This window comes from Pelotomaculum terephthalicicum JT (assembly GCF_022410535.1).
Classification (GTDB): Bacteria; Bacillota; Desulfotomaculia; order Desulfotomaculales; family Pelotomaculaceae; genus Pelotomaculum_D; species Pelotomaculum_D terephthalicicum.
Genome location: NZ_JAKNBL010000030.1, coordinates 11786 through 36113, shown reverse-complemented (window position 1 = coordinate 36113; position 24328 = coordinate 11786). Strand labels below are relative to the sequence as shown.

Annotated in this window: 22 protein-coding genes; 1 reads left to right on the top strand and 21 read right to left on the bottom strand. The window is 43.4% G+C overall.

The annotated features are described in order from the left end of the window. Positions 1–166: 166 nt before the first annotated feature. The 13 genes from L9W92_RS14150 to L9W92_RS14090 form a co-directional block, all read right to left on the bottom strand. On the bottom strand, positions 167–1816 hold the full coding sequence (locus L9W92_RS14150; RefSeq protein ID WP_240084394.1) for a (2,3-dihydroxybenzoyl)adenylate synthase: 1650 nt from the start codon (positions 1814–1816) through the stop codon (positions 167–169). A gap of 424 nt (positions 1817–2240) precedes the next feature. Beyond that, positions 2241–3086: a 3-hydroxyacyl-CoA dehydrogenase family protein gene (locus tag L9W92_RS14145; RefSeq protein WP_240084393.1), complete on the bottom strand. Its 846-nt coding sequence runs from the start codon at positions 3084–3086 to the stop codon at positions 2241–2243. Between the two features lie 114 nt (positions 3087–3200). Beyond that, positions 3201–3611 carry a VOC family protein gene (locus tag L9W92_RS14140; protein ID WP_240084392.1) on the bottom strand — a complete coding sequence of 137 codons (411 nt, stop codon included), beginning with the start codon at positions 3609–3611 and terminating at the stop codon, positions 3201–3203. Between the two features lie 102 nt (positions 3612–3713). Then, positions 3714–4493: an enoyl-CoA hydratase/isomerase family protein gene (locus L9W92_RS14135; RefSeq protein ID WP_240084391.1), complete on the bottom strand. Its 780-nt coding sequence runs from the start codon at positions 4491–4493 to the stop codon at positions 3714–3716. A gap of 437 nt (positions 4494–4930) precedes the next feature. Further along, the gene (locus tag L9W92_RS14130) at positions 4931–5050 is read right to left on the bottom strand and encodes a hypothetical protein (protein ID WP_312038104.1); all 120 of its coding nucleotides are present in this window, start codon (positions 5048–5050) and stop codon (positions 4931–4933) included. 258 nt (positions 5051–5308) lie between these two features. Further along, positions 5309–6805: a threonine synthase gene (gene thrC / locus L9W92_RS14125; RefSeq protein WP_240084398.1), complete on the bottom strand. Its 1497-nt coding sequence runs from the start codon at positions 6803–6805 to the stop codon at positions 5309–5311. Positions 6806–6976: 171 nt separating this feature from the next. Further along, positions 6977–8080 (bottom strand): hypothetical protein, encoded by a 1104-nt coding sequence (locus tag L9W92_RS14120; RefSeq protein WP_240084390.1) that lies wholly within the window; start codon positions 8078–8080, stop codon positions 6977–6979. A 101-nt stretch (positions 8081–8181) separates the two neighbouring features. Continuing rightward, entirely contained in the window at positions 8182–9879 is a 1698-nt protein-coding gene (locus L9W92_RS14115; protein ID WP_240084389.1) for a PEP-utilizing enzyme, read from the bottom strand. Positions 9880–10065: 186 nt separating this feature from the next. Next, positions 10066–10350: a hypothetical protein gene (locus tag L9W92_RS14110; RefSeq protein ID WP_240084388.1), complete on the bottom strand. Its 285-nt coding sequence runs from the start codon at positions 10348–10350 to the stop codon at positions 10066–10068. After that, complete coding sequence (locus L9W92_RS14105; protein WP_240084387.1) at positions 10347–10697, bottom strand: hypothetical protein; 351 nt, start codon at positions 10695–10697, stop codon at positions 10347–10349. The genes L9W92_RS14110 and L9W92_RS14105 overlap by 4 nt, the downstream gene beginning before the upstream one ends. Beyond that, positions 10690–11436, bottom strand: coding sequence for an HAD family hydrolase (locus tag L9W92_RS14100; protein ID WP_240084386.1), 747 nt, complete (start codon positions 11434–11436; stop codon positions 10690–10692). The genes L9W92_RS14105 and L9W92_RS14100 overlap by 8 nt, the downstream gene beginning before the upstream one ends. An 84-nt stretch (positions 11437–11520) precedes the next feature. Next, positions 11521–12531 (bottom strand): amidohydrolase family protein, encoded by a 1011-nt coding sequence (locus tag L9W92_RS14095; RefSeq protein ID WP_240084385.1) that lies wholly within the window; start codon positions 12529–12531, stop codon positions 11521–11523. A 397-nt stretch (positions 12532–12928) separates the two neighbouring features. Beyond that, on the bottom strand, positions 12929–13912 hold the full coding sequence (locus L9W92_RS14090; RefSeq protein WP_240084384.1) for a PEP/pyruvate-binding domain-containing protein: 984 nt from the start codon (positions 13910–13912) through the stop codon (positions 12929–12931). A gap of 533 nt (positions 13913–14445) precedes the next feature. Between L9W92_RS14090 and L9W92_RS14085 the strand changes: the two genes are divergently transcribed. After that, complete coding sequence (locus L9W92_RS14085) at positions 14446–16389, top strand: sigma-54-dependent Fis family transcriptional regulator (protein ID WP_240084383.1); 1944 nt, start codon at positions 14446–14448, stop codon at positions 16387–16389. A gap of 90 nt (positions 16390–16479) precedes the next feature. Here L9W92_RS14085 and L9W92_RS14080 read toward each other — a convergent pair whose 3' ends face one another. The 8 genes from L9W92_RS14080 to L9W92_RS14045 all read right to left on the bottom strand — a co-directional run bounded on the left by L9W92_RS14080 (position 16480) and on the right by L9W92_RS14045 (position 24303). Further along, entirely contained in the window at positions 16480–16698 is a 219-nt protein-coding gene (locus tag L9W92_RS14080) for an ATP-binding cassette domain-containing protein (RefSeq protein WP_376741813.1), read from the bottom strand. A gap of 165 nt (positions 16699–16863) precedes the next feature. Continuing rightward, a complete protein-coding gene (locus L9W92_RS14075) occupies positions 16864–17037 on the bottom strand; it encodes a hypothetical protein (RefSeq protein ID WP_240084382.1) in 174 nt (57 codons plus the stop codon). Next, on the bottom strand, positions 17030–17227 hold the full coding sequence (locus L9W92_RS14070; protein WP_240084397.1) for a type II toxin-antitoxin system prevent-host-death family antitoxin: 198 nt from the start codon (positions 17225–17227) through the stop codon (positions 17030–17032). Before L9W92_RS14070 ends, L9W92_RS14075 begins: the two co-directional genes overlap by 8 nt. Positions 17228–17367: 140 nt before the next feature. Next, positions 17368–18309 (bottom strand): AraC family transcriptional regulator, encoded by a 942-nt coding sequence (locus tag L9W92_RS14065; protein ID WP_240084381.1) that lies wholly within the window; start codon positions 18307–18309, stop codon positions 17368–17370. Between the two features lie 109 nt (positions 18310–18418). Further along, complete coding sequence (locus L9W92_RS14060) at positions 18419–19333, bottom strand: AraC family transcriptional regulator (protein ID WP_240084380.1); 915 nt, start codon at positions 19331–19333, stop codon at positions 18419–18421. 152 nt (positions 19334–19485) lie between these two features. Then, positions 19486–21144, bottom strand: a complete 1659-nt coding sequence (locus L9W92_RS14055; protein WP_240084379.1) for a PfaD family polyunsaturated fatty acid/polyketide biosynthesis protein — start codon at positions 21142–21144, stop codon at positions 19486–19488. Then, complete coding sequence (locus tag L9W92_RS14050; RefSeq protein WP_240084378.1) at positions 21098–21871, bottom strand: 4'-phosphopantetheinyl transferase family protein; 774 nt, start codon at positions 21869–21871, stop codon at positions 21098–21100. Before L9W92_RS14050 ends, L9W92_RS14055 begins: the two co-directional genes overlap by 47 nt. Next, entirely contained in the window at positions 21868–24303 is a 2436-nt protein-coding gene (locus L9W92_RS14045) for a 1-acyl-sn-glycerol-3-phosphate acyltransferase (RefSeq protein WP_240084377.1), read from the bottom strand. Before L9W92_RS14045 ends, L9W92_RS14050 begins: the two co-directional genes overlap by 4 nt. Positions 24304–24328 lie beyond the last annotated feature (25 nt).

Sequence of the window (24328 nt, the reverse complement as noted above, 5' to 3'; positions counted from 1 at the left end):
AGGGCCGGAGTCACATAACCGCCTTCATCGGCAAGCCAGCTAACCATCGGCAGCCAAACCAATCTGTTTTTCAAAGAAAGATTCTTGAATTTAACAGGTGAAAGTATTTTCATAAAATAACCCCTCCTAAAATAAATTAAAACAAAACTTGTAGTAAAATCCTTAATTACAAGTTTTCTTTTGCTAATTTTTGTTCTATCAATAACCTCAAGTCTTTTTTAGACACTTTTCCAATGTTCGTCAGCGGGAAGGAATCGACTATTTCTAAGCGCTCGGGTAATTTAAAGCTGGCCATTTGCTTATCCTTCAGGAAACTGATTAATTCTTCAAACGTTAATGTTTCGTTATCTTTCAGGATTACAAATGCGCAGCCTTTCTCACCCAGAACAGGATCGGGCATTGCTACCACTGCCGCGTTTTTTACTTTTGGATTGGCTAAAATCAAATTCTCTACTTCTTCTGCACTGATTTTTTCGCCGCCTCTGTTAATCAAATCTTTCTGGCGACCTTCAATCACCAGACACCCTGTTCCAACGTCCCAGCGGACAACGTCTCCTGTTCGATAAAAGCCATCGGGCGTAAATGAGCGGGCATTAACTTCTGGCGAGTTAAAGTATCCCTGAATTGTATATGGTCCCCGGCATAACAATTCGCCGATTTCCCCGGGTTTGAGATCTCTGCCTTCTTCGTCAACAATGCGAACTTCGTCGGCCGGGGAAAGGGGCTTGCCAATGGTCTCCAGTTCTTTCGGGTTATCCGGGTCACTCATTGTTACCATGCCTTCTGCCATACCGAACTGAAGGAATAAGGTACATCCCGCTAATTCGGCGTTTACTCTTTTGGCTACTTCCAGATTTGTCTTAGACGCTCCTGAAATAATGCAAAACAGTGATGATAAATCGTAATTTTTTCGCTCAGGGAAATTCAGAATATTAATAACCAGCGTTGGAACCAGGGGCAAAATAGTTATTTTTTCTTTTTCAACTAATTCACACATTGCCTGGGCAGCAGTCGATTGGGCCAACACAACGGTTCCGCCGTACAAAAGTGTCCCCAAAACGCCTGGGCAGGACATACTCATGTTATGAGCCATCGGGGCAACAGCCAGGTATCTGGAGTATTTATTCATACCGACATACATTGCATTAATTTTGCAATTGTACACGTAATCGTTGTGAGTCCTCGGTATTATTTTGGGTATGCCTGTTGTCCCTCCTGACAACAGTAAAAGAGCTACTTCTGAAGGGTCCGGTTTGGCTATCTCCGGCCCGTTTGTTGTCTCTATATCCATAACATTACCGAGCAAGGTACTGATTAAAGTTTGGCCCTCATTCGCCGTCACACCTGCAACAATTACTTTTTCAATTGAGGGAACTGCCTCCTGCACTTCTTTAGCTAATTCGGGATAACTAAACCCTCTGTATGTGTCAGGAATTATATACGCCTTGGCCTTGCTGGCCGTGGCTAAGCCGGAAATCTCGCCAAACCTGTGCTGCGGAAGACTCAAAACGGGTATTATTCCTGCTTTAATTAAAGCTAAAAAGCAGTAGACAAACTCGGGCACGTTTGGCAACTGGATAATAACAGTATCCAGTGGCTTCAACCCGGCTGACAAGAAACTCTTCGCCAGATGATCGGTAATGATTCTTAGCCGATCATAGGAAATTCTTACATCATTGCAAACCAATGCTTCTCTTTTCGGAAAAAACTCGGCTACCCGATCAAATGCATCACCAATGCTGACATTCTCCCAGTAACCTTTCTTGATATAATCCTCCCGGAGCTTTTCCGGCCATTGCAGAGCACCTTCTAACATAAAAGACCTCCTCCCTATAACTTGATAACAAAAGACCTAGTTAAAATTCCTCTTTAACACCTCCTTGCCAATCATAACTGCAATATTTATGCCAACCCGAAAAACCGCGTATTTACAGATAATTTGGATATATGTGTTTAATACTAGTGTTCAGTTTTGTAACTGTCAAGGAACCTATTTCAAAGATTCGCTAATTATTCACACATTTGTCCACTTTATTTACAGTGTAGCAATTTAAAACATAAATAAAACTTGTTCATATGCTATTAAATGCTAATTCGATTGAACCTAAAAAAGGCCGCTACCTAATTAGCATTTAAATCGTAAACATTTTTCAATATACTAATAAACTAAAATTACCCTGTAGAACAAAAGATACTGCAATTTATTCCTGCAGGACCTTTTGTTTATCCAAGATATAAGTCTAATACTTATAAAATCCCTGCCCTGTTTTACGCCCCAAATGACCGGCATTAACCATTTGTTTAAGAATAGGGGCCGCCTTAAATCTGGGACCAAATTCTTCTTCACAAATCTGCATAACAAATACACAAACATCAATGCCTATTAAATCCATAAGGGCACAAGGTCCCATAGGCATATTGGCACAATAAATCATATTATCATCGACATCTTTGGGGGAATTGCCGTTCATAACAGTATAAGCCGCTTCATTACAATATGCCTGCAAAAGCCGGCTGCTAATAAACCCGGCATAATCCATAGCAATAGTCGGTACTTTATTCAGGCTCTTGGTAAATTCAACGGCCTTATCAAGGGTTTCCTGAGAGGTCACTCTGCCTTTAATCAATTCTACGCCCTTCATCATGGGTACAGGGTTCATAAAATGTATCCCAGCCACCTGTTCGGGACGCTTGGTTGCCGCTGCGATGGCAGTAATGGGAAGTGAGGACGTGTTGGACCCTAAAATTGCATGAGCAGGCGCCAACTTGTCAATTTCTTCAAATACCTTCACTTTCAGGTCAATTCTCTCGGGCACTGCCTCTATAATTAAATCAGCGCTTGAAACTGCGTCCATAGAAGTCGCAGTAGTAATCCTTCCAAGGATGTTCGCTTTTTCATCAGCTTTGATTTTATTCTTTTCAACCAGTTTCGATAAACTCTTTTCTATTGTTTTCAGGCCCTTGGCTAAAAAATCATCGCTAATATCCCGCATGACAACTTGATATCCGGCCTGAGCTACAACCTGGACAATACCATTACCCATTGTCCCGGCTCCTAAGACAACAACCTTATTTATTTTACTCAATTTAATTCCTCCTTTTTTTACGTAGGCTATGCAGACTTTACCTTTATAGCTCGTCAAGACTTCCATGACTATTCCTTAATTTCTTCAGGATTTCTTCTTACGCTTTGTTATAAACTATTTTTTCGCATCCGGGTCGTATACCTCGAATTGGACACCGTGAGTCGACTTGGGGTGGATAAAATTAACAGTTCCAAAGCTTCCTGACATTGGTTTATCCATAACAAACATGGCTCCTGCTTCCTTCATTTTAACCATATCTTCCTCAACATTGTCCGACGCTAGGGACATCAAAAAGAATCCCTCTCCTTTGGAGGCGACAAATTTCGCAATTGCAGTGCCTTCCTCCCCGGCGAGTAATTGGAGAATAAAACCATTAATGTCAAAGGCGGCCCCTTTAAGTCCCGGCATTGCAAAATCTTTATCGCCCAACATTTTAGGTTGTCGCCCCAGCAGGTCAGTATACTTTTTTACTGCAACATCCAAATCTTTAACAGCTATATTAACACCTCGTACACCCTTAAACACAAAAATCCCTCCATTTATTTTTTAATTTAAATTACTTTTTTTGTTTTACGAAAACTCTCATCGTTTTTGTTTTCTTTTCTTCGCGTCTCCTTTCTTGTCATATTACTTCCCTCTAAAAACGGGTTTCCGCTTTTCTAAAAATGCTGCGGTTCCTTCTTTAAAGTCTTCAGAAGCGGCAATCAATCCAAAACCCTGGGCTTCATGCTGAAGTAATGATTCCATGTCATTGGTGGCTAAATTTGTAATTTGCTTGATAGTCTTAAGCACTAACGGTGATTTTTGGGCTAACTGTTCGGCTAAATTATAAGCTTCCTCAAGAACTTGCTCAGCCGGTACTGCTTTATTAACCAAACCAAGCTCCGCAGCATCTTTTCCACTGATAAGATTTCCAAGACAAAGTATTTCTTTGGCTTTTAACGGGTTAATAAGGAGAGGAAGCTTAGCAGTACCTCCTCCCCCTGGGATGGCGCCGATATTTACTTCTGAAAAACCCATCTTGGCATCTTCAGCCACGATCCTGAAATCACAAGCAATCATTAGTTCACAACCGCCGCCCAACGCATATCCTCTAACTGCCGCGACAACTGGTTTACTTAACTTTTCAAATCTGCCAAAACACTCCTGGAATCTTCTACTGTTGGCATAACCGGCAAAGCTGGAATTAACTTTGTTAACTTCCGAAATGTCCGCACCTACACAAAAAACTTTTTCGCTCCCGGAAACAATTACACACTTAATTTCTTCGGATCTCTCTGCTTCATCTAGGACCTTATGGATTTCATCCAAGGCAACCCGGTTAAGGGAATTCATCTTCGAAGGTCTATTTAAGGTAATTAAAAGTATTCCCTCTTTTATTACAGTTTCTATTGTCTCGTAAGCCATAATACTGCCCTCCATCTTAAAAGAATAACAAAATGAAAGTCCACAATTCCGAACGCTCCAATATTCTATGATAATGCAAGTTCCATGCCAACCTTCCAATCATAAGGGGTGCAGAAATATTATAGCTACAGTTATTTTCGTGCTAATGAACAATGAATATAGATTTATTAACCTACCAAACCCATCTGCTGACAATCAATAACGATTACATATAATTTCAATGAAATGTCCATTATTGTTGCATGAGTTCCCCAAAAGCTCGGATTACTGCTTTTAAATCCAGCGTTACCATTTGATACAGTGTAACAATTTTGGACAACAAAAAATCAAGGTCCGTAAAGCGCATCCAAAGAAATGCCCAGGTTAATCCTTATACGGGTCCATCTTAAATATTAGGTTATTTTTGACATTTTTTATTGAGCCAAAGTGAGAAATTTTTAGTTGAATTCCCTGATTATTGCAACGGAATGAGCCGCAAACGCCTCGTTGAGTTCAATCAGATCAATTTGATCAAGAGGCATGCCTGTCTGCTTCAAAATCTTACGGGTTGATGCCACCGGTCCAATACCCCTGATTTGGAGCGGAACACCGGCATAAGCGTCGTGAACAAACCCTGGTCATAGGTTTAATTCTTAATTCCTTGACAGGTAAATATGGCAACCGTATGGCAGATCGGCAGTAGGCATGGCCCTCGAACCACTATATCCACGGTACCAATATCCATCTTCGTTTTACCCAGCAGATACACGCTTAGTAATCCAGACCTGCTTCGGCCATTAGTTTTGTTCTATCAATAACCAAACATCTATGTAGTGTTACTTCAATTGTAAAATCTCATCCACAATAACTCTAATTTGATTCTTCTCACAAACCAGCTCATGGAGAACCTGTCTCTTGTCTAAATCCTTAAGTCCAGGATGAATTTCCATACCCGTCAATAGGTGCAGTTCATCTAGAATTTGAAACTCATCCTTTCCATATAAAGCTTCTTTGTCTTTTATAGCTTCAACTACTGCGGAATTAAACTTATATGGGTTAGCAGTAGATGTTACAACAGTGCATGTATTGTCGCCAGTCTTTTCAACATAATCCTGGTAAACCTTAACTCCCACAGCAGTATGGGTATCCAAGACATAATCATTGCTTTCAAACACTTCTTTTATAGTGGAAAGGGTATTCTCTTCGGTCGCAAACCCTGCCCAAAGAATTTCTTCCATAATCTTTTTAGTCCTCCGGTCCACCTCAAAACAACCCTTCTCCCGCAGATCGGTGAACCATTGGTTTATTTTATCTTTGTCATGATTAGTAATTTCAAATAAGAACCGTTCCAGATTGCTGGAAATCAAAATATCCATAGAAGGACTGTTTGTGGTAAAGAAACTCCGGTTTCGGTTATAGAATCCTGTATCAAAAAAATCCGTTAAAATCTTATTCTCGTTTGAAGCGCAAACTAGTTTGTTTATCGGCAAACCCATTTGTTTCGCATAATATCCCGCCAGTATATTTCCGAAGTTTCCTGTGGGAACCACAAAATTAACCTTGTTTCCTGCTTTTATATCCCCTGACATGCAAATATCCGCATAAGCCGAGAAATAGTAAACAATCTGGGGTAACAGCCTCCCCCAGTTAATCGAGTTAGCAGAAGAAAGTTCAAACCCTTTCAAATTCAACACTTGATTATATCCTTCATCTCCAAAAATGTCTTTAATAGCGTTCTGGCAATCGTCAAAATTCCCCTTTACAGCAACAACATAAGTATTGTCACCGTCAGTGGTAGACATCTGGAGTTCCTGAACCTTACTAACTCCCTCATAAGGATAAAAAACTATAATTTTTATTCCAGGCACGTTTTTAAAACCTTCCAGGGCCGCTTTTCCGGTGTCCCCGGAAGTGGCTACCAATATTACAATCTCATTGTCAGCCTTAACTTTTTTCAATGCCAATGAAAGAAAATGCGGCATAATTTGTAGGGCAATATCCTTAAAGGCAGCGGTAGGACCATGCCAAAGTTCCAATATGTAAGTACCATCTTTTAACCTTTGAAGAGGCGCTATTGATTGTCCAAAATTATTTTCATTATACGCATTTAATATACACTGGGTGATTTCATCTGTAGAATAATCACTCATATAAAGCCTAATGATTTTCTTGGCAATTTCCTGATATCTTAGTCCGATCATACTGTTGATTTCATCTTTGCTAAGTGTCGGGATTTGCTCTGGGACAAACAGTCCCCCAGCCGGCACCATTCCCAGTTTAATAGCTTCTGCTGCCTGAACCTTATCAAAGTTTCCTCTGGTACTAATGTACATCTCCCTTACTCCTTTCCTCTCCCCAAATTGTTTACCTTTATATCTTAACACACCGACCATTCCATGTTTGTGATCGTTGATACTGCTAACAGCTGATTGGGCACCAGCTTGGCTGGTGCCCAATCCCGTTCGATATTAACACATGTAATTAATGTTTACTTTTTTCACTAATCAACCTTTAATTACATTTTTGTCATCCTCCGGACCGGGGTCCTGAACCTGTGGAATTTCCTCAGGCCCTATGGGCGGAGCAGGAGGTGTGAGTGGAGCTTTTAACCAAAAGAAATTATGCACCAGTAACAATATCGCAACCACATGAAGTGTATAGAATACCCCGACACTTGATATATCAAACGGTAACCCGGCTGCAGTAGCTTTCGCCAAAACTGGTTGAAGTATGCACCTTAACAGAGGAATCCAAATAGCTGTCATTACGGCAACTATTATAAGATTATAAATACCTCGTACAGGCTGAGCATATTTGGCATTAGGATGATAAGCAAATATAACGCTATGAAATAGTGTCCATCCAATAATTGATCCGGCTACGGCAGCAAAAGACACGCTTGGACTCATAAAATTTAACGTAGTGGTCCATGAAAAATACCCCAAAAGAACAACTACTATGGTTAAAACAATCTGGCCAACAGGCTCGCCTAATTTGTAAAAAGGATAATTCTGCATTGATAAGCCGAATATTTGTATCCAGGCAATAATCCATATGGCTAAGCCAAACATAAAGTCGACTTGAAACAAACCTTTTGGATCAAACGGTGCACCAACCCATGCTGTATCCTTAAAATTGGCTAAAATCGACCAAACAATACCGGTAACCACTAAGATGATCACAGCACCGCCAATTAGATTTACCATGCCGGATTTTTTGGCAATTGGGTAGGCGCCCCAACTTAATGCATACCAAAGCGTAGTCATAAACAGCAGTATTCCAAAATTCATGGTTACAGGAAATAGAGGAGTCCCCGGCCAGCCCTTGGTAACTACCAGCATAGTTATTATAGACAATACTATCCATAATAAGGTCATGCAGATACCCGGTACTGATTTGCTCATACCCGGTTTCCAAATGCCCTCTGGAGGGGCAACAGGCCAACCTCTGCCAATTGCCCCTAGAGCCATTACATAGAATAACCCAAAAAACGATATGGGCAAATATATTGTATAAAAAGTGTTCGCTGGGACCAAATACATAATTAACCAACCGATAATCATGGCAACAATGAACTGTATTAGACTTTCTTGAAAAGTCTTCGCCATTAAATTGTCCCCCCTTGGTAAAAGATTTTTTTGTTCTTTTTGGTCATGATTTTAAAATTTACGGTTTGGCAATATTATTTAAATCTCTAAGGTTATTATTTCTATAGTATTTCTACGATCCCATTATCCCCGTCAACCCTAACTCGATCTCCATCTTTAATAGAATGAGTCGCATTCCAACATCCAACTACAGCTGGTATACCATATTCCCTGGCAGCAATAGCCGCATGGGTCAGCATTCCCCCTGTATCCGTGATTACGGCAGTAATTTTAGGAAACAGTGGTGTCCATGCAGTTGATGTAAATGGACATACTAAGACAACGCCTGTTTGTACAGATGCAAATTCGTCAAAATGGTTAACAACACGAGCAATTCCCTCAACAACCCCGGGCGCACCTGGAAAACCTTCCAGTTTATTAGTCTTTTCCTTTTCACCCTTGGGATGGATTATATCATCAATAATCCCAAAAACTTTTACCCCAATCGGATCTGTCATAGTTTCGGGTACAGTCCCTAAGGTTAATGGCGCTTCTTCGTTCTTAACGTTTTCCCAATCTCTTTTACGCTCTTTAACTAGAGACGGAACCAACCTCATATTGTGGTAAATTCCTATCTCTCTTTCCCGGGCCAAGTCAGTTAAAACATCAATCAGATCATTATAATTGAGGAAAAATACATCATCGGCATTTTTAAGCAACCCATAACGCTGCAGGCGCCTGCCACAACTCAATACTGCATAACGAAGTCGGCTGGTAGAGCCCGCGTCGATATAAAAACCATGGTCTTCTTGGAAGAAATATACACCCTGAGCTGCTTTCAGCAGCCTTGAGAAAGTCTGTTGTTCTTCTTCTGTCAATTTAGTTATAAAACTTTGTATTTTTTCCTCTCTCTCAAGCGCTAGCTTGTTTTTGGTATCAGCAATGTTCCACCCATCCCGAAGTTTTGGTATATAACCTTTTAGTGTCACAATTACCGGAGTTGGGTCCTCTCTCCACGTTGGGAAATAGACATCAAGGTGTCCAGCCGTAATTCTGTTGCCATAATACCTGAGGAAATCATTTAAACTGGAAAGCCATTTGCTGCCTTCAGGAGTGTTCTTCAGCCCTACTAAAAAAGAAGCTGGCTCTTCCTGGATCAATTTATCACCAATTCCCAATTCTTCGGCTAATTGCGCCAATTTAAACATTTCATGGTCAGTTTTGGTGGCCATAGTGTCTAAAGCACCCCGCAACATGACTGTGAATTCTTTCTCTTCAAGTCCTTTCTGCTTGCAAAATTCTTCAAATCCGAAATATATGGCGTCAGCCATGTACATCGTTGTAAAGTGGATCTCCCAATTTCGACGGTTCATTTCATTAACCCACTTCATATACTCTAATAACTGGGAATCCTTCAACTGGTCAGCTTGAATACAGTCAACAACGTTTAATTCACTTTTTACCTCTTCAATGTATCCGGCATAAAAATCGTTCCAATTATCTGTGCAATATTCCAGATTCTTATTAAACTCTACTAGCCTCTCATTTATTTCATTCTCGTCCGTGATTATTTGAAAACCCAAATAAACTCTACCCTTATATATTTTTACGTGCGCACCCTTTGTTCCAGGCAACTTAACCTTATTAGACGCATGATGATATGCCCAAGCATGGTGTTTTTGTACGGTTGTCATTCCCATAGGAGAAATAGGATAGGGCTGGTGTAAATCATCTCTAAACCAAAAGATATCCTCATCTTCCGGCAACCTAATGGTCCTCAAACTTGATATACTGCGATCTAACACACCTCTATCACTCATTTTTTGACCTCCTTAAATTTTTGCTCCGAGAAAGGGTAAAATTCTTGGTGTCCCGCCAAACTACAACCTCAATTAAAAGAATAGCGCTTATTAAAGGAATAACTGCTTTGTATGTTAAGGAATTATTTCCTATGCGTCCAGCACTCACCCCCACTTTAAAATTAGAAATAATTCCATCAACCCCTTCTACCCCTCAATTGTTTTCAATATCTCTTCAATAAACAACAATACATCCTCTTGTTTTTGACTTGCAGTCAGTCCTACTTGTCTTCTTATATGCTCATACTTCTCAAATTTCCGTGGATCTGCCACAGTCTCTTTTGCGCTAATACCTTCCCTATCCAGCACCTCTTTAATAGAGTTGGTAATTTCAGCAATGCTTCCATCCGTATTCAGCTGTAAGTTATAAAAATATTCTGACTTATCTCCTAATCGTCTGCTGTCGTTTTCTAACAAATCATATGTTTTCATACTACAGTCACCCTTTTTAGTTCTTTTGGTTTACGAATGATTTCAACAAGCTCCGGATAATCCGAATCTTTTCTCTCAACAACCAGCCTTCCTTTATCCTCAGGCCTTCTGATTACAAAGTACCTGATTAATTCCGTGACATCCCCAGGTACCCTAACAACTTCTTTCCATCCATCCTTCCATTCCAATAAAAGATAGCGCCTGGAATCCCCTTCAGTTCCATTCTTCTCAAAGCCAATGGCAGCCAACTCTGACAACATTTTTTCCGGTAAATTACTTACCGGTATTTCTTGCTCTAAACCATCATCATATTGAACTACCACCTTTTGTATTTTCTTGTCAAGCATTTACGGCCACCTTCCCCTTGACTATTTTAGTCAGCTCTGAAAACTTTAATATTTTATAATCGGCCCCTACATCACCGGAATCAATGTAGCCTATATACTGTATGGTTTTGAATCCTCTTGCTTTGGCCGGAATAATGTCAGTCGCAGGTTTATCACCTATAATAACGGCTTCCGAGGGCGAGATACCTTTTTCAGCCAATTCTTCCTTGAGCCTGTCGTAAATTGTCCCTGCTTGTTTTGTTAGCCCTATATAGCTAGAATCAACAGAACCGTCTGCCGTATTTATTTTCCCCTGTGGTGTGACTAACTCTTTAAAGAAAGATGTTAAATCGTTTCTGCCTAAAAACCCGGTAATAATGTTGCTAGTCATTGGCCCCAGGGTCTTTTTTAATTCAGAAACAACATTAATACTGATTTTTTGATCTCTTAAATAAACCAGGGCCTCGCGTAAACCTTCACCTGGTTGCAGAATTTCTTTTTCTTTAATGTTGAATAAATCCATTGCTTCTTGGTCGCCGTCAAGAACGTATGTTAGTATCTCGTCACGGTGCCCTTCTTTCATTATTGAATAATCACCGTATTTTTCTTTGAGGATCCTATATTTTCGAATAGCATTATTTATTTTTTCCGGCTTGCCCAATTGTTTAAAAATATCTCCGAAAAGTAATGGGTTCCTCAAACTGGTTGGCTCCATTAAGCACTGACCAAAATCAAAACCACACCATTTCACCTCAAGCATAACTCATTACCTCCTACATTAGATGCAATTGCTTGCAAAGGGGGGCTGCTATTGAATTAAGCGGCCCCCTCCTAGCTTGTCTAATTACAGATTGAAAATCTTTTCCACGTTGGCACCTAAAATCTTATCCTTATCAGCTTGAGGGATATCCAAATTATTAACATTGGCAATAGCTCCCTCAGGATCGCCTACCCGGTGGGCATAGTCAGTACCTACGACCATATGATCGGCTCCCATAACTTGATAGCAGCAAGTGACAGCTGGCTTGTTGAAGTTACAGGTATCCGTCCAAACCTGAGCTTGATAGTATTCACTGGGCTTTTTCGGAAGGTCTTCATAACCCCACTCTTTTCCATAACCTTTGAAGGAGTCATCTAATCTCCTCAACATATATGGAGCCATGCCACCCAAATGAGAATGTATGATTTTCAGACCAGGTAATCTTTCCATCGTGCCATTAAATATAAGCGACACTACAGCCATGGTGGTATCCAGCGTGTAACCATATAACTGGAAGGGCAGTCTGATCAATTTCAATGCTTCAGCAGTTAGCGGAGAGGCGGGATGGAAAAGCATCGGCAGGTCATATTTCGCTGCTGCAGCATAATAATCGGCGAACTCCGGACTATTTGCCGGTTTTCCAAAGAGGTTAGAAAAATACTGAATTCCTTTGGCGTACTGGCTATATTCTTTGGTACATCTTTCAATTTCTTTCAGAGCCGCATCCTTATCTTGATAAGGCAAAGTAATATAGAAATAGAATCTCCCGGGATATTTCTGGCAAATCTCGGACATATCATCGTTAATTCTCTTAGCCCATTCCACACCCTCAGCCGCAGGCAGCAGCTCTACACTGGGGATTGTCTGGCTAAGAATCTGAACATCCAGACCAGCCTTATCTAAATCTTCAACCCTGGCTGCGGGATCATAGTGACCGGCCCTGTCAATGTGGGCAACAATGACATCATTTTGATAAGCAAGATAAGATGTTGGTCCGGTTTTGACCAATTTAGGGTTTGACATTTTCTCTAGTTGATTAAGCCACCTAATCGGATACAAGTGATTGTGAACATCAATCGATTTTTGTTTTGCCATTTTAGTTCCTCCTTAAGATTTTTAATTTTCATAGAATTTCGGTTTTGGCTCACTTTAGAGGAGCCCATAGGTAAATTAGGAAACTTTTAATATCACGTGTCGCTCATAAATCACCTCCCCAGTGATTTATTATGAGCAAATCACGTGCCACAATCTCTCTATCCTTGATTTTACTTGGTTTTTCGGGTAGCATTTATCCTCATATGTCCGGTTCAGTTACAATTACATTGTTCACCCACTGTTTCGATGTAACAAAACTGGACACATCGTCCGGTATTACTTTAAGGATAATCTTACAGTATACCGTATTACGGTAAAGTATACTGTATTACAGTAAAGTATACTGTATTACGGTACCAATATGAAATGTCAACTCATTTTTCCGAGAGATTTCAAATTATTCTTTAAGCCCCTTAACTTGTCTGGCTTGCAGTATATATAAAGTATTATTAACAAAAGCCCATTCAATATCCCGGGGGCTGCCGCCGTAATGATCTTCGATAGCTTTGGCTACCTTGCCAAGTTCCACTAGTTGATCCTCTGTAAGAGACGGTTGTTGGCTTTTTTTCGGGTCAACCTGATATTCCTTCCTGCCGCCTTTAAGGTCTTTGTCTATACCCATCATAACGCTTTTATTACTAATCCTTTTATTTTTAACTTTTAAAGTTGATTTATCCAAACAGAAAAAATCAGTCATTGCTTTTCCTGACACAACAGATTCTCCAAGTCCCCAGCATGACTCGATTACAATTTCGTCCCGAGACATATTAATCGGATTAGCTGTAAATGCGACTCCCGCAACATCAGGATCAACCATGAGCTGTATGATGGGAGCTATAATTGCCGATTTATGAGCAATCCCCTTCTGGTTACGCAACATTGCTCCTCTAGTGGTCCATACAGAAGCCCAGCACAGTTTCACTTTTGCAATAACCTCTTCGGCGCCACGAATATAATGAAAAGTATCCATCATACCTGGAAATGATGAAATATTGGTTCCCCTTGCCCCAACCGATGAACGCACAGCTACGTACGGATCAGTCTCGCCCTCCTCAGCCAACTCAGAATAAAATACAGCAATCTGCTCAAATTCAGGCGGCAGTTCGGCACTTTCAATCAGTTCACGAATCTTCTTTGTTTTCATATCTACATCATTATAATCATCAAAGTTGATGGACTCAGCAATCTCATCAATAACCGATTCTATGTTATTGTACTTTAGCAAGTACGAAAAAGCATCAGACACGACGACAAAGCCGTTCGGCACATTAAAACCTGTTCTGGCTAACTCTCCGAGATGAGCACCTTTACCCCCACACTGCTCAGTTAACTCCGCAGAGATGTCTTTGAATTTCATGGCACATTGACGCATTGTATCCATACTCTGTCTCCTCCCTCTTTGTTGATAATCTATGCTTTCTGATCGATTCCAAAATTAAATTATCAAAATCCACCTCCTGATATAATTAAGCTTGCAAAAATGATGCCAATGGAATCACCTGTCTTTTTATTTACAGCCATTTAACAATTCCTTTACTTATAAAATAATTTTTATAAAATATAATTTTATCGAATTTGTCAAAACCTCATTTAGATTTTTGTTGCAGCGATGTTGTTCATTGCTGATACAATGTAACAAAACTGTACGTTCAAATCATCGTTCTAAAAATTTGAACATGATTAAAATACGCTCTAGCCATATAAGGAACGGTAAAACCTCAAACCGGATTAATCATTCGATTAATCATTCAATATATCTAAATTTTACAGGTTAGGGAATAATAACATCAACTGAGCAATAACCTTTACATTTTCCTTTTGACGTGCTAGAATTAATCAAAACATAGTGTTCACTTTTAAAACATTTTGATCAACTTAGCATATAGTTAAGTGTAAAGGAAGTGAATAGTATAAATGGAAGTTCAGTTTAAATGGGAATGCCTGAAAAAAGCCTGGAACCTTTTCGTAACCACAGGTGACATCAATTCAACTGTCATCAGACCGGTAGTGGCTGATTCCTGGAGACGATGCAAAGGTAGTGGCAGAAACCCTTATTTGTACAAAGTTCAAAGTATGGAACCAGCACAGATCAAAAAGGAACTTTCCGATAACCGCCAATTAATTGAAATTTCTCTACCAGTTATGAAAAATTTACTGAGTTTTGTAGAAGGCTCAGGTTTTTTGATATCTTTAGCTAGCAGTAAGGGAATGATATTAGACCTGTTAGGAGATAACAGAGTTATCAAAAAGTCCAGAGTTCAACGAGGCGATCTTTGGACCGAAGAAACAATGGGTACTAATTCCGTAGGTCTCTGCCTCACCACAAAAAAACCGATTCAAATAATGGGGTCCGAGCATTTTATACAAATATGTAACACCTGGACCAGTTCATCAGCACCGATTTTTAATGAAGACCAAAAACTTATCGGTGTATTAACCATGACCGGTGAATGGAATAAAGTCCATTTGCATACTCTGGGAATGGTAGTAGCAGGAGTAAATGCTATTGAAAACAGTTTGAAAATGAAAAAAATGTATAATGAAGTCATCGTATCTGATGCATATAAAACAGCTGTTATGGAATCAATAGATGAGGGTATACTGGCCTTAAATAGCGACATGACTATAAGCCATACAAACAATGCCGCTAAAAATATTCTAAAAATAATGGAACCGACAGAAAAAATAGTCGGCCAGTCAATTAAACAAGTCATTGGTATGGATCACCCGCTTATCAGTGAAATAGAAAGATGCCTTAAACACTATCATAAAGAAATATTCCTTAAGGACAAAGGTAATTTCACAGTATCTTCCAAATTAATTAAAGACCAATATGCTAACATTATCGGATTAGTATTGATATTAAGAGAAATGAAAATGGTGAAAAAAATGGTTAATAGAATGGTAGGGGCTAGGGCCAGTTTCACATTTAATGATTTAGTTGGCAATAACGATCTTTTCTTATCAGCGATTGACTTAGCTAAAACAGCTTCTAAAAGTCCTTCCAATGTCTTAGTATTAGGCGAAAGTGGCACCGGGAAAGAGATGTTTGCACAGGCAATTCATAACTTAAGCAACCGTAGCTCTGGCCCGTTTCTGGCAATAAATTGTGCTGCTTTACCAAGAACCCTCATTGAAAGTGAATTATTCGGCTATGCCGAAGGCGCGTTTACCGGAGCGAAAAAAGGAGGGAACCCCGGAAAATTTGAATTGGCAGACGAAGGAACACTGTTTTTAGACGAGATAGGCGAAATGCCCCTTGAAGTTCAAGCAATACTTCTTCGGGTGTTACAAGAAAACTCAATTATTAGAATTGGAGGTAAAGAAGTAATTCCCATAAATGCTAGAGTAATAGCCGCCACAAATAAAGATCCTGTTGAACAAATTAAAAACGGCCACTTTCGGGAAGATCTGTTCTACAGGCTGAACGTATTGTCTATTTGTATACCCCCACTTCGTGATAGGCCGAATGACATACCAACATTAGCTAAACATTTTCTCAATAAGCTAAACCTAAAATTGAACAAAAACGTAATACACATTAGCCCGGAGGTGCTTGAGGTTTTGAAAAACCATCACTGGCCCGGGAATATCAGGGAACTGCAAAACATATTAGAACGAGCAGTAAACGTAGCCAACAACGATACTATTGAACTGTCTGACCTTCCGGACTATATACTCGGTTCGGAACAAAATGCAATGAAACATGCCGTAATGCCTTTGGAAAAATACGAAAAGCAATTAATTATTTCTCTTATGGAGGAAAATAAAGGTAACCGAACAAAGGTCGCTAAAACCCTTGGAATCTCGCGAACTACACTCTATCGTAAATTATACGATTACAAGATTAGCATCTGACACATTTTTCTTGTCTAAGTTTACTTTACGAAAGTTTTTTTGGTTTCGCCCGGGGAGACGTGCCCACGATGCAGTAAGATGCGCTCAAACCTATATATTTGAAACAATACTGGCGCCCCCTAAAAGGGTAGCGTTGCCGCTGGTCGGTTTCGTAAGGCAGGACAACATTTTAATCGTGGTGGATTTGCCCGCTCCATTTACTCCGAGCAAAGCGAAAAGCTCTCCCTGGGTAATGGTTAAATTTAGCGAATCCACCGCCACTTTCTCTTTGTATCTTTTCGTAAGGTTCGTTGTTTGAATTGCTATCATTCAGTTTCTTCCTCGGAACCGATAATTTTTTTAATTTCCTTGGCGAAAGCTAAACTATCATCCTCACTGCCCAATCGCAATCGACTTCTTTTGATAAAAATTCCGTATGTGTGATCAAAAATTTAGATGCAGGTTATTATCCAGACACAACCCCCAAAAATAAAGCTAAATTTCTTTACCGTTCATACATAAACGGATTGCTTTCAAATAGCCGTAACATTTTTCCACTTCATCAAGGAAATTGGCAGCTGCTATGGGACTTGCAAGCTGAAGGGCAATGTACGAAACAATATTATCCAAATTGCTGTGAGCATACTCCGAAACAACCAGCCTATACATTGTCCAGCACCTTTCCTTCCGCTATCTGCGCCTCGGCTGCAGCTAATTTGTTGTACAAATCCAGCATAAACAATTTTTCCTCATACATTTTTACGCTCATGATAACCATATCGCCATAGCCGTTTTTAGTAATATATATCGGCTCGGTTGCCTCTTGGCACATTTTCGAGATTTCGCTTGTATTTTTCATCTTTTTGTCTAATTTTTCTTGACCGTTCCACAGGGGAATTCGTTTCAATGTCTATTTTCGAGGTGCAGTACAGTTATTTACGGGGGTTCAAATCCCTCCATTATACCGAGAACAACACCCAATGTGAAATCGGGGCCATTTTACCTGTTTTTTTGTTTTTTTACATCGATATAAGACTCCAGATACTTGCTTGCTTCCGAAAGGGGATAATCGTGGTACTCCGCCTGGGAAATCAGGGTTTCCTCGTCCCCACGATACATTTTGCGGAATTCTGAAGGGGTGCAATGATAGTTTAGCTTGAAGTGCTTGATCAGGTATTTCGGGTCGGAAAATCCGCTTTCCGCTGAAATTTTGGCGATCCGTTTATCCGTACACAAGAGTAATTTTGCTGCCTGTTCACCCCTGATGTGATACAGCAATTCCTGGAAGGTAAGGCCGAATTTATTTTTAATGTCATGGGATAGATGATAGAGGCTGATACCGACCTCTCCCGCCAGATTCTTCAAACCCAGTTTTCCGGGAGAAAACTTCAGGATGTCCCTATACATTTTCTTGTTTCTTTTTACCTGCTTTTCATCAAAGGCTTTACCCCCGGGTCCAAAGCGCAAGTAATCAAAGCTATAGGCCATATAGAAAAGCATTTTCCCCAGACAGTCCCGGACGCTTTCTTCTTGATTTTTACCGGGCTTCTTATTGAGCTCACATATCAGATCGGCAATATACCCCTTCAGCTTATTATACTTTTCCGGCGCTTGCGCTTCGTGATACGGGGAATAACAGTAGATAAAGGCGTATTGATGATCCGGATGAAGCTCTCTATAAAAGGCTGAATCAATTTGCAGCAATAAAAGTTTATTATCCCGGCTGCTTTTGTCAATTCGGTGGATCTCGTCCGGATTGATCACCAGGATGTCCTTCTCTCTCAACAGGTGCGTTCCGCCACCTACACCGACAGCTGCTTGTCCCTGCAGGACACAGACGATTTCCAGGGCATTGTGCCAGTGGTAGGGATAATTGGTCACATTCCGGACCATTGCCCTGAATTGGGTGTCTTGCGGAAAGGTTATTACTTCCGGACGCATGCTTTCCTCAACTCCTTTCCCTCTCCATATTCCATTGTATTTTTTTAGCGGAAAAGATTCATTGACGATTTTGCGCACCCAAGAAAAAACCTTTAAGAATTCTTAAAGGTTAAGGTACATGCATATAATATTTGTCTGCCTCAGCAAGAGGATAATCCTGATATTTTGGCTGGGCGGCCAGGTTTTTATCATTTGCCTGATGCGCTTTGCGGAACTGCGAAGGGGTGCATTGAAAATTCCGCTTAAAGTGCTTGATCAGGTATTTCGGGTCGGAAAACCCGCATTCCATGGCGATATCGACAATACGTCTGTTGGTGCTTAAAAGCAGCTTGGCCGCATATTCTATCCTGCTGTAATACAATAATTCCTGAAAGGTGGCTCCGAACTTATCTTTAATATCGTGACTCAGATGGTGCAGACTGATATCAACCTCCGCAGCCAGTTCTTTAAGTCTGACGGTCTGGCTGCAACCTTCAACTATTCGCTCAGCTAATTGCCTGAGCCTTTCCACCTGCTTTTCATCAAATGCCGCCGTCCCATACCCCCAGCGCAAAAAATCAAAGTTGTACGTAAGATAATGGAGCGTGGCCGTCAGGATGTTTTCAATATTTTTATTGCGATCCGCATGAGATTTTTCATTTAACGCCTTGATCAGCAGGGCGACATGTTCCTTTAGTTTTTTATACTTTTCAGGCGCTTTGGCTTCATGATAATGCGAGCAGCAGTAGAGAAATAAATATCTGTTACCCAGGAGCTGCCGACAGAAGCCGGCATCGATTTGCATAACCAGGATTTTATTATCCTGCCGGCTTTTAGCGAGGCGGTGCAGCTCATCCATGTTAACGACCGCTAGATCATTTTTATGCAACAGAAGTTCATCGTCGCCTAAGCTGATATTGACCGATCCTTCCAGCACCTGTACAATTTCCAGGGCGTCATGCCAGTGATACGGATGGTACTCAACAGATCTGACGAATGCTCTGACCGGCATTTTATCCGCGAATTCGATTGTTTCCGGGCGCATATCTTCATACCACCATCCTGCGCAATAAGAAATCTCCCATCCGCCAGACCGGCCGGTTCAACAGCTTCCTGCCGGGTTCCAGTGAAATGATTTCCTTCATCCTATCACTTTTCTCATTGCTTTTCTATTGATCGTTTGATCATTTTGCTGTTTCAACCATCGCTTTTTCCTTCCCCTGACAACCGGTATTTCTTCGGCCCATAGAGGAAGGCTTCCGCGGGTATGGCCACGCCGCAGCCTCTCAACTGCTGCGCCCGGGAAATAACGGCGGCCCCTTCCAAAAGGTTGAAGGCAATTTGACTGACGGTGCGATTCCCGGGGTCCTCCAGGAAGGAGCCCCTGGTCCAGGCATTAAAAGACCCCATGGCCGGCCCGCAAAAAATCTGGTAATCAAGCTCCCGCCCTTTTTCTCCGGTGACGGCCCATCTGCCGGCCTTTCCTAAATACCAGCGGAACACCAGGGCCATTTTATGCTTGGGATCTCTGTGGGCCCGCTCGATCTGGCCGGGATCCCTCTCTTGAAAAAAGCGGACCGTATCCTCCCATATCTTCTCAAAAGAGGCCCTGAACGTGTCGGTCTCCACTCTCCGGCGAATATCCGCCGGTATTTGCTCCAGGGAGGAATATCTCCGGTAGATCTCATACAATTGCGCGGCCCTGGGACCAAACATGGTTCCCCGCTTCAGCACCTGCACTTTGGCGCCCTGCTCAAACATATCCGCCGCCGGCGCCATCGTGACGTCACTGATGGTTGCTTGGGCCAGCAGGGTTTTTCCCGCCTGGGCAAGGCCGGATTCTACGGCGGCTTGATGGATTGTTCCCACCATGATATAAGCGGCGCCGTGAGCAAAGGCCGCCGCAGCCGCCGCAGGGGCGCCGATTCCGCCGGCCGCGCCGACGCGAATAGGGCGGGGGTAGGAAAAACGCCGCATGCACTCCTCCCTGGTCTGCAACACGGTGGGGAAAAGCGGCCCCAAGGGCCGGTTGTCCGTGTGGCCGCCTGAATCTGCTTCCACGGTAATATCCTCCGCCAGCGGGATTTGGGCGGCACATTGGGCTTCTTCAACGGATATTTTACCCTGCTCCACGAGCTGTTGCAGCAGCCTGGCCGGAGGCGGGGACATAAATTGCCCGGCGAGCTCCGGTCTGGAGATTTTGGCAAAAAGATAATGCTTCCTTTGGATGTTGCCCTTGGCATCACGCTTTAAGCCCTTGGCCGCATACCTGACCAGAGCGGGCGTGATCTGCAGGAAGGCTGAGGCAGAAACGCGCAACACGTGGTAACGCAGGAACAAATCAACCAGCAGTTCTTCCCTTCGCTGCTCATCGGGAGTATGGATCAAATTGATGCCCCAGGATTTGTCCCGGACACCTTGCCGTATCGTCTGAATCGCTCGCTCTATCCGCTGCAGGGGCAAACCGGCCGCGCCAAAAAAACCCAGCAGATTATGCCTGGACAGTTCAACGACCATTTCTTCCGAGGCAATGCCATGCGCCATTTCGCCCCCAACGTAAGGAAACCGTACCCTGTGCACCTCTTGAAAGCTGCGGTCTCCCAGCCACTCGGGATATTGGGGCGCCAATACGGCCAGCACCGGATAGCTTTTCGGGGCGGCGGCCTTATGCCGGGAAGGGATGAACTGCCCGCCAACGGCCATACCAACCGCTCCGCTTTCTTCATCTCTGATCACATAGGCTTGCTGTCTGATATAACTGAGTAGCATTAATGTCTCCCAGGGGAAAAAGGCCGGCTTCATGTCGCCTTCAATCCAAAAGCCAATGGTGTGGCGGCCTGTATCTGCCTGACCCATCGTTTATCGTTCCTTTCTGAAAATCCCTGTAATCCCGGTGCCAGTCCAGGAAGCAAACCGGCTTCATTTCACCCTTGACCGCCAAGGCGGCCATGAAATTCTCCCCGGCCACCCAAGACGCCGTCTCACCTTGGTGCTCCGGTTCGTTTTCCCAACAAATAAACTTCCCTTGCTGCCGGATACGGCTCAAATTGCCGGCGAGGACCCGGCCATAGGCTTTAACAAAGGCTTCTTTCACCGTCCAAAGATGATAAAAGGCCGGCTTTTTCTGTTCCTGGCTCAGGCTCCCGAGTCGTTCTTGTTCTTCCTTGGGAAAATATCTTTTGATGATGGCGTCCATTCCCGCGAGTTGCTCCATCTTTTGCACATCCGCACCGATTTCCTGACGCCCGGTCAGAGCCACCAGCCATTGTTCATGAGAATGGGAAAGGTTGAAATAAAGCGGATGATTTTTCAGATACGGTTTGCCGTTCCCATGGTACAAAAAGCCGATATCCGGCGCGGGTTGATTCAGATATACGCTTAAAATATGGCGCAAAATCAGGCGGGATTTGACAAATCGTTTCCTCAGCAGGGGTATGCGGCATGCCGCGGCCTTTTCCCGTTCTTGCGCGTCCAGGATATCTTCACCGGACTCGTCAACCTGGTCCAAATTCGCCGACCAAAGATGGATCGCCCGCTCCAGTCCCTTGGCGTCAATCCTTTCCTTTCTCTGCGCGCCCTTCATTTCTGGAATTCTCCGCTCGCCCCTTGCCCTTCCCCATAAAGCCACCTGAAAAATTCCGTAAGCCAGTTCTTCTTTGCTGCGTCTTCTCCGCCGGGCAGCCCGGGCCCATGGGAGTTTACCACCCGCAAGGTTTCAGCGGATTTACCTTCCAGCTCCCTTAAGACCTGAAGAATTACGGCGCGAGCTTCATCTAAACCAGCTTCCCGCATGCTTTCTTCCACTTTTTGTTTAAACAGGACATTAGCGGGATGGGGGATCTCGGATTCTAAAGGTACCCCGGTTGCATTTAAGGCCGCGAGAACTTTTTCCTTTCGTTTGGCATAGGGCAGAGGCAGAAGCTCTTCGGGCAAAAGGGGTTTGCCCAGATGGATGGATTGCGTGCCGTAGTGATAAGGAAAATCTATTTTTTGCTTTAACGGCTCAACGGGCAGTCCCCCCGCAAAACGTACCGGAACAATGGGAAGCCGGAGTTCTATGGCCAGGTCGATAAACACGGAGCTGATTTTTGCTACGGGTTTCCGGCACTGCAGCGCCCGCGTCCCCTCCGCGTGGACAAGCAGGGAGACGCCTTCCTCCAGCATTTTACGCCTGATGTCTTTCATCAGATCAAGCAGGGAGGATTGGTCCTGACGGTCAAAATAGAACACATCGATGAAACTGCCGCCAATGCCGGGGTATTGACCCATTTTCCCGAGCAGTTGGCCGATCCAGGTGCTTTGATGCTCCTTTTTGGCCAGGATACCGACCGGCTGCCTGGCCAGCGCCGAGGTAAGGTAAATAAACAAGTGCCCTTCTACCGTCGTTTGGTGATTGGCCAGATAGAGCACGGGCCTGGCGTTTCCGGCGAGGGCATGATCAGCCGCCGCATCTTCCACCTGGTAATCGCCGACAAATTGCCGGGTAAGCCCGGCGAAAAGATCTTCCGCGACCCATTCGCTGAGCTGCAGCCGCTCTCTCCAGTACCGCCTCGCCTTAGAAATGTCCAGCTTTTCCGCAGTCCCCTTAACCAAAATCCCTTCGTCCTTTTCCTCGCTGAACAGACGGTAGCGCCGCAGGGGAAATTCCGGATGGCAGGCACGCCCGCCTTCGTCTGCCAGAATGATCTCGGCGGGATGTTTTTTAAGCTGGGCGGCGACATACTCTTTGGCGGCGATCCGTTTGGTTTTATCCTTCTCCGTCTGTTCCCCGGCAAGCGCATAGACCTGCTCCAGGGTGCCCGGAAACCAATTCTGCTGTTTCACCGTTTCCATACGGAGAAAGAATCCGTCCTCCCTTTGGTCGCATAAGCCGGCTCCTTCGATATAGGCTTCTTTCCGCAAAAAGCGTTTTCGGTCTTTCCTGGACATTGCCGCCAATATCCCTTTGGGAAAACAAATTCCCACCAATTTCAGAGTTAGAATGCTTTTTTCTCCCTCCAGCATATAAATATCAAATTGCGGGAAACGCATATTTTTATCGCGGAAACCGGCGAATCTCACCTCGCAGCGGACATCGCCCGCCCTGGGCACAGGCGCGTAAAATTCCACGCAGGGAATTTGGCGGGGATAGGTAAAAAATTCCTCCATGGCAGTATTTGCCCACAGGGATAACTGATCATACGGGATCGTCTGCATAAGACCGTCCAATAGCCTTGGATTTAAAATTCCTCCGGGCGCTTGGCCGGGCGCGGCGCTTATCTTGGCGCTGGAGCCGTTGGCGCCGTAAAACAACTGCTTGACAACCCGCAGCCGCGGCCCATGGAAGCAGAGATCCTGTCCATACGGATCGGCGATGTGCTGCGGCTGCTTTAGTTCTGCGATGGCCGGCGGTTGGGGCTGCCTGTATTGATCCCGGATCTCCACTTCGGCCGTCATCAGGGGTTCAAACCGGGAGAGAACAGATTTTGAGGCTTCTCTCCAGCAAAAAAGGGTTGCTTTGATCCGGTTGTTTGCCGGGGCTGCAAGCTCCGTTTTGATTTTCTGTTGCTGTCCGCAAATTAACCAGCGGTGCACCTTTACATCACGCATCGCCGTAATGACCTGCCGGGGATATTTTTTTTGCACCTGCTGGGCTATCTTATCCAGCATAAACATAAAAGGATAAGCCGGCAGGGTATATGTCGGGCAATGATCCCAAAGCCAGCTATCCTTTTCAGGGTCAATCCAGGACACTTCTCCTGCGCCGGCTTGACAGCAAGGTTTTGTTGGACCGGAAATTTTCACCAGGGAAGACATGGAACGCAAATATGTTTGCCAGGCCTGGCTCATCTGCTGCACATATTGCCGGTGAACCGCGTTTAGTCCTGCATAAAAGTCAAGGATTTGCCGGCGCCGCTCCTTTGCGGGAGTTCTCCCGCCCCAGGCCGGGGCTGCCTGCCTTTGCGCCGCATACATAGCCATAACGCCCGGAAGCCTGGGCGCAGGTTCCAGGGTCTGTAAATCACAGCAATTCATGCAATCCGCCTTTCTATCCTTTCAG

Bases quoted from the DNA above. Each gene is read 5' to 3' on its own strand.
- L9W92_RS14150 (WP_240084394.1), bottom strand. From the start codon at position 1,816: ATGTTAGAAGGTGCTCTGCAATGGCCGGAAAAGCTCCGGGAGGATTAT.
- L9W92_RS14065 (WP_240084381.1), bottom strand. From the start codon at position 18,309: ATGCGTCCGGAAGTAATAACCTTTCCGCAAGACACCCAATTCAGGGCA.
- L9W92_RS14060 (WP_240084380.1), bottom strand. From the start codon at position 19,333: ATGCGCCCGGAAACAATCGAATTCGCGGATAAAATGCCGGTCAGAGCA.
- L9W92_RS14105 (WP_240084387.1), bottom strand. From the start codon at position 10,697: ATGCTTGACAAGAAAATACAAAAGGTGGTAGTTCAATATGATGATGGT.
- L9W92_RS14100 (WP_240084386.1), bottom strand. From the start codon at position 11,436: ATGCTTGAGGTGAAATGGTGTGGTTTTGATTTTGGTCAGTGCTTAATG.
- L9W92_RS14110 (WP_240084388.1), bottom strand. From the start codon at position 10,350: ATGAAAACATATGATTTGTTAGAAAACGACAGCAGACGATTAGGAGAT.
- thrC (WP_240084398.1), bottom strand. From the start codon at position 6,805: ATGTACATTAGTACCAGAGGAAACTTTGATAAGGTTCAGGCAGCAGAA.
- L9W92_RS14120 (WP_240084390.1), bottom strand. From the start codon at position 8,080: ATGGCGAAGACTTTTCAAGAAAGTCTAATACAGTTCATTGTTGCCATG.
- L9W92_RS14080 (WP_376741813.1), bottom strand. From the start codon at position 16,698: ATGATAGCAATTCAAACAACGAACCTTACGAAAAGATACAAAGAGAAA.
- L9W92_RS14070 (WP_240084397.1), bottom strand. From the start codon at position 17,227: ATGAAAAATACAAGCGAAATCTCGAAAATGTGCCAAGAGGCAACCGAG.
- L9W92_RS14085 (WP_240084383.1), top strand. From the start codon at position 14,446: ATGGAAGTTCAGTTTAAATGGGAATGCCTGAAAAAAGCCTGGAACCTT.
- L9W92_RS14050 (WP_240084378.1), bottom strand. From the start codon at position 21,871: ATGAAGGGCGCGCAGAGAAAGGAAAGGATTGACGCCAAGGGACTGGAG.
- L9W92_RS14115 (WP_240084389.1), bottom strand. From the start codon at position 9,879: ATGAGTGATAGAGGTGTGTTAGATCGCAGTATATCAAGTTTGAGGACC.
- L9W92_RS14045 (WP_240084377.1), bottom strand. From the start codon at position 24,303: ATGAATTGCTGTGATTTACAGACCCTGGAACCTGCGCCCAGGCTTCCG.
- L9W92_RS14075 (WP_240084382.1), bottom strand. From the start codon at position 17,037: ATGTATAGGCTGGTTGTTTCGGAGTATGCTCACAGCAATTTGGATAAT.
- L9W92_RS14095 (WP_240084385.1), bottom strand. From the start codon at position 12,531: ATGGCAAAACAAAAATCGATTGATGTTCACAATCACTTGTATCCGATT.
- L9W92_RS14090 (WP_240084384.1), bottom strand. From the start codon at position 13,912: ATGGATACAATGCGTCAATGTGCCATGAAATTCAAAGACATCTCTGCG.
- L9W92_RS14055 (WP_240084379.1), bottom strand. From the start codon at position 21,144: ATGGGTCAGGCAGATACAGGCCGCCACACCATTGGCTTTTGGATTGAA.
- L9W92_RS14135 (WP_240084391.1), bottom strand. From the start codon at position 4,493: ATGGCTTACGAGACAATAGAAACTGTAATAAAAGAGGGAATACTTTTA.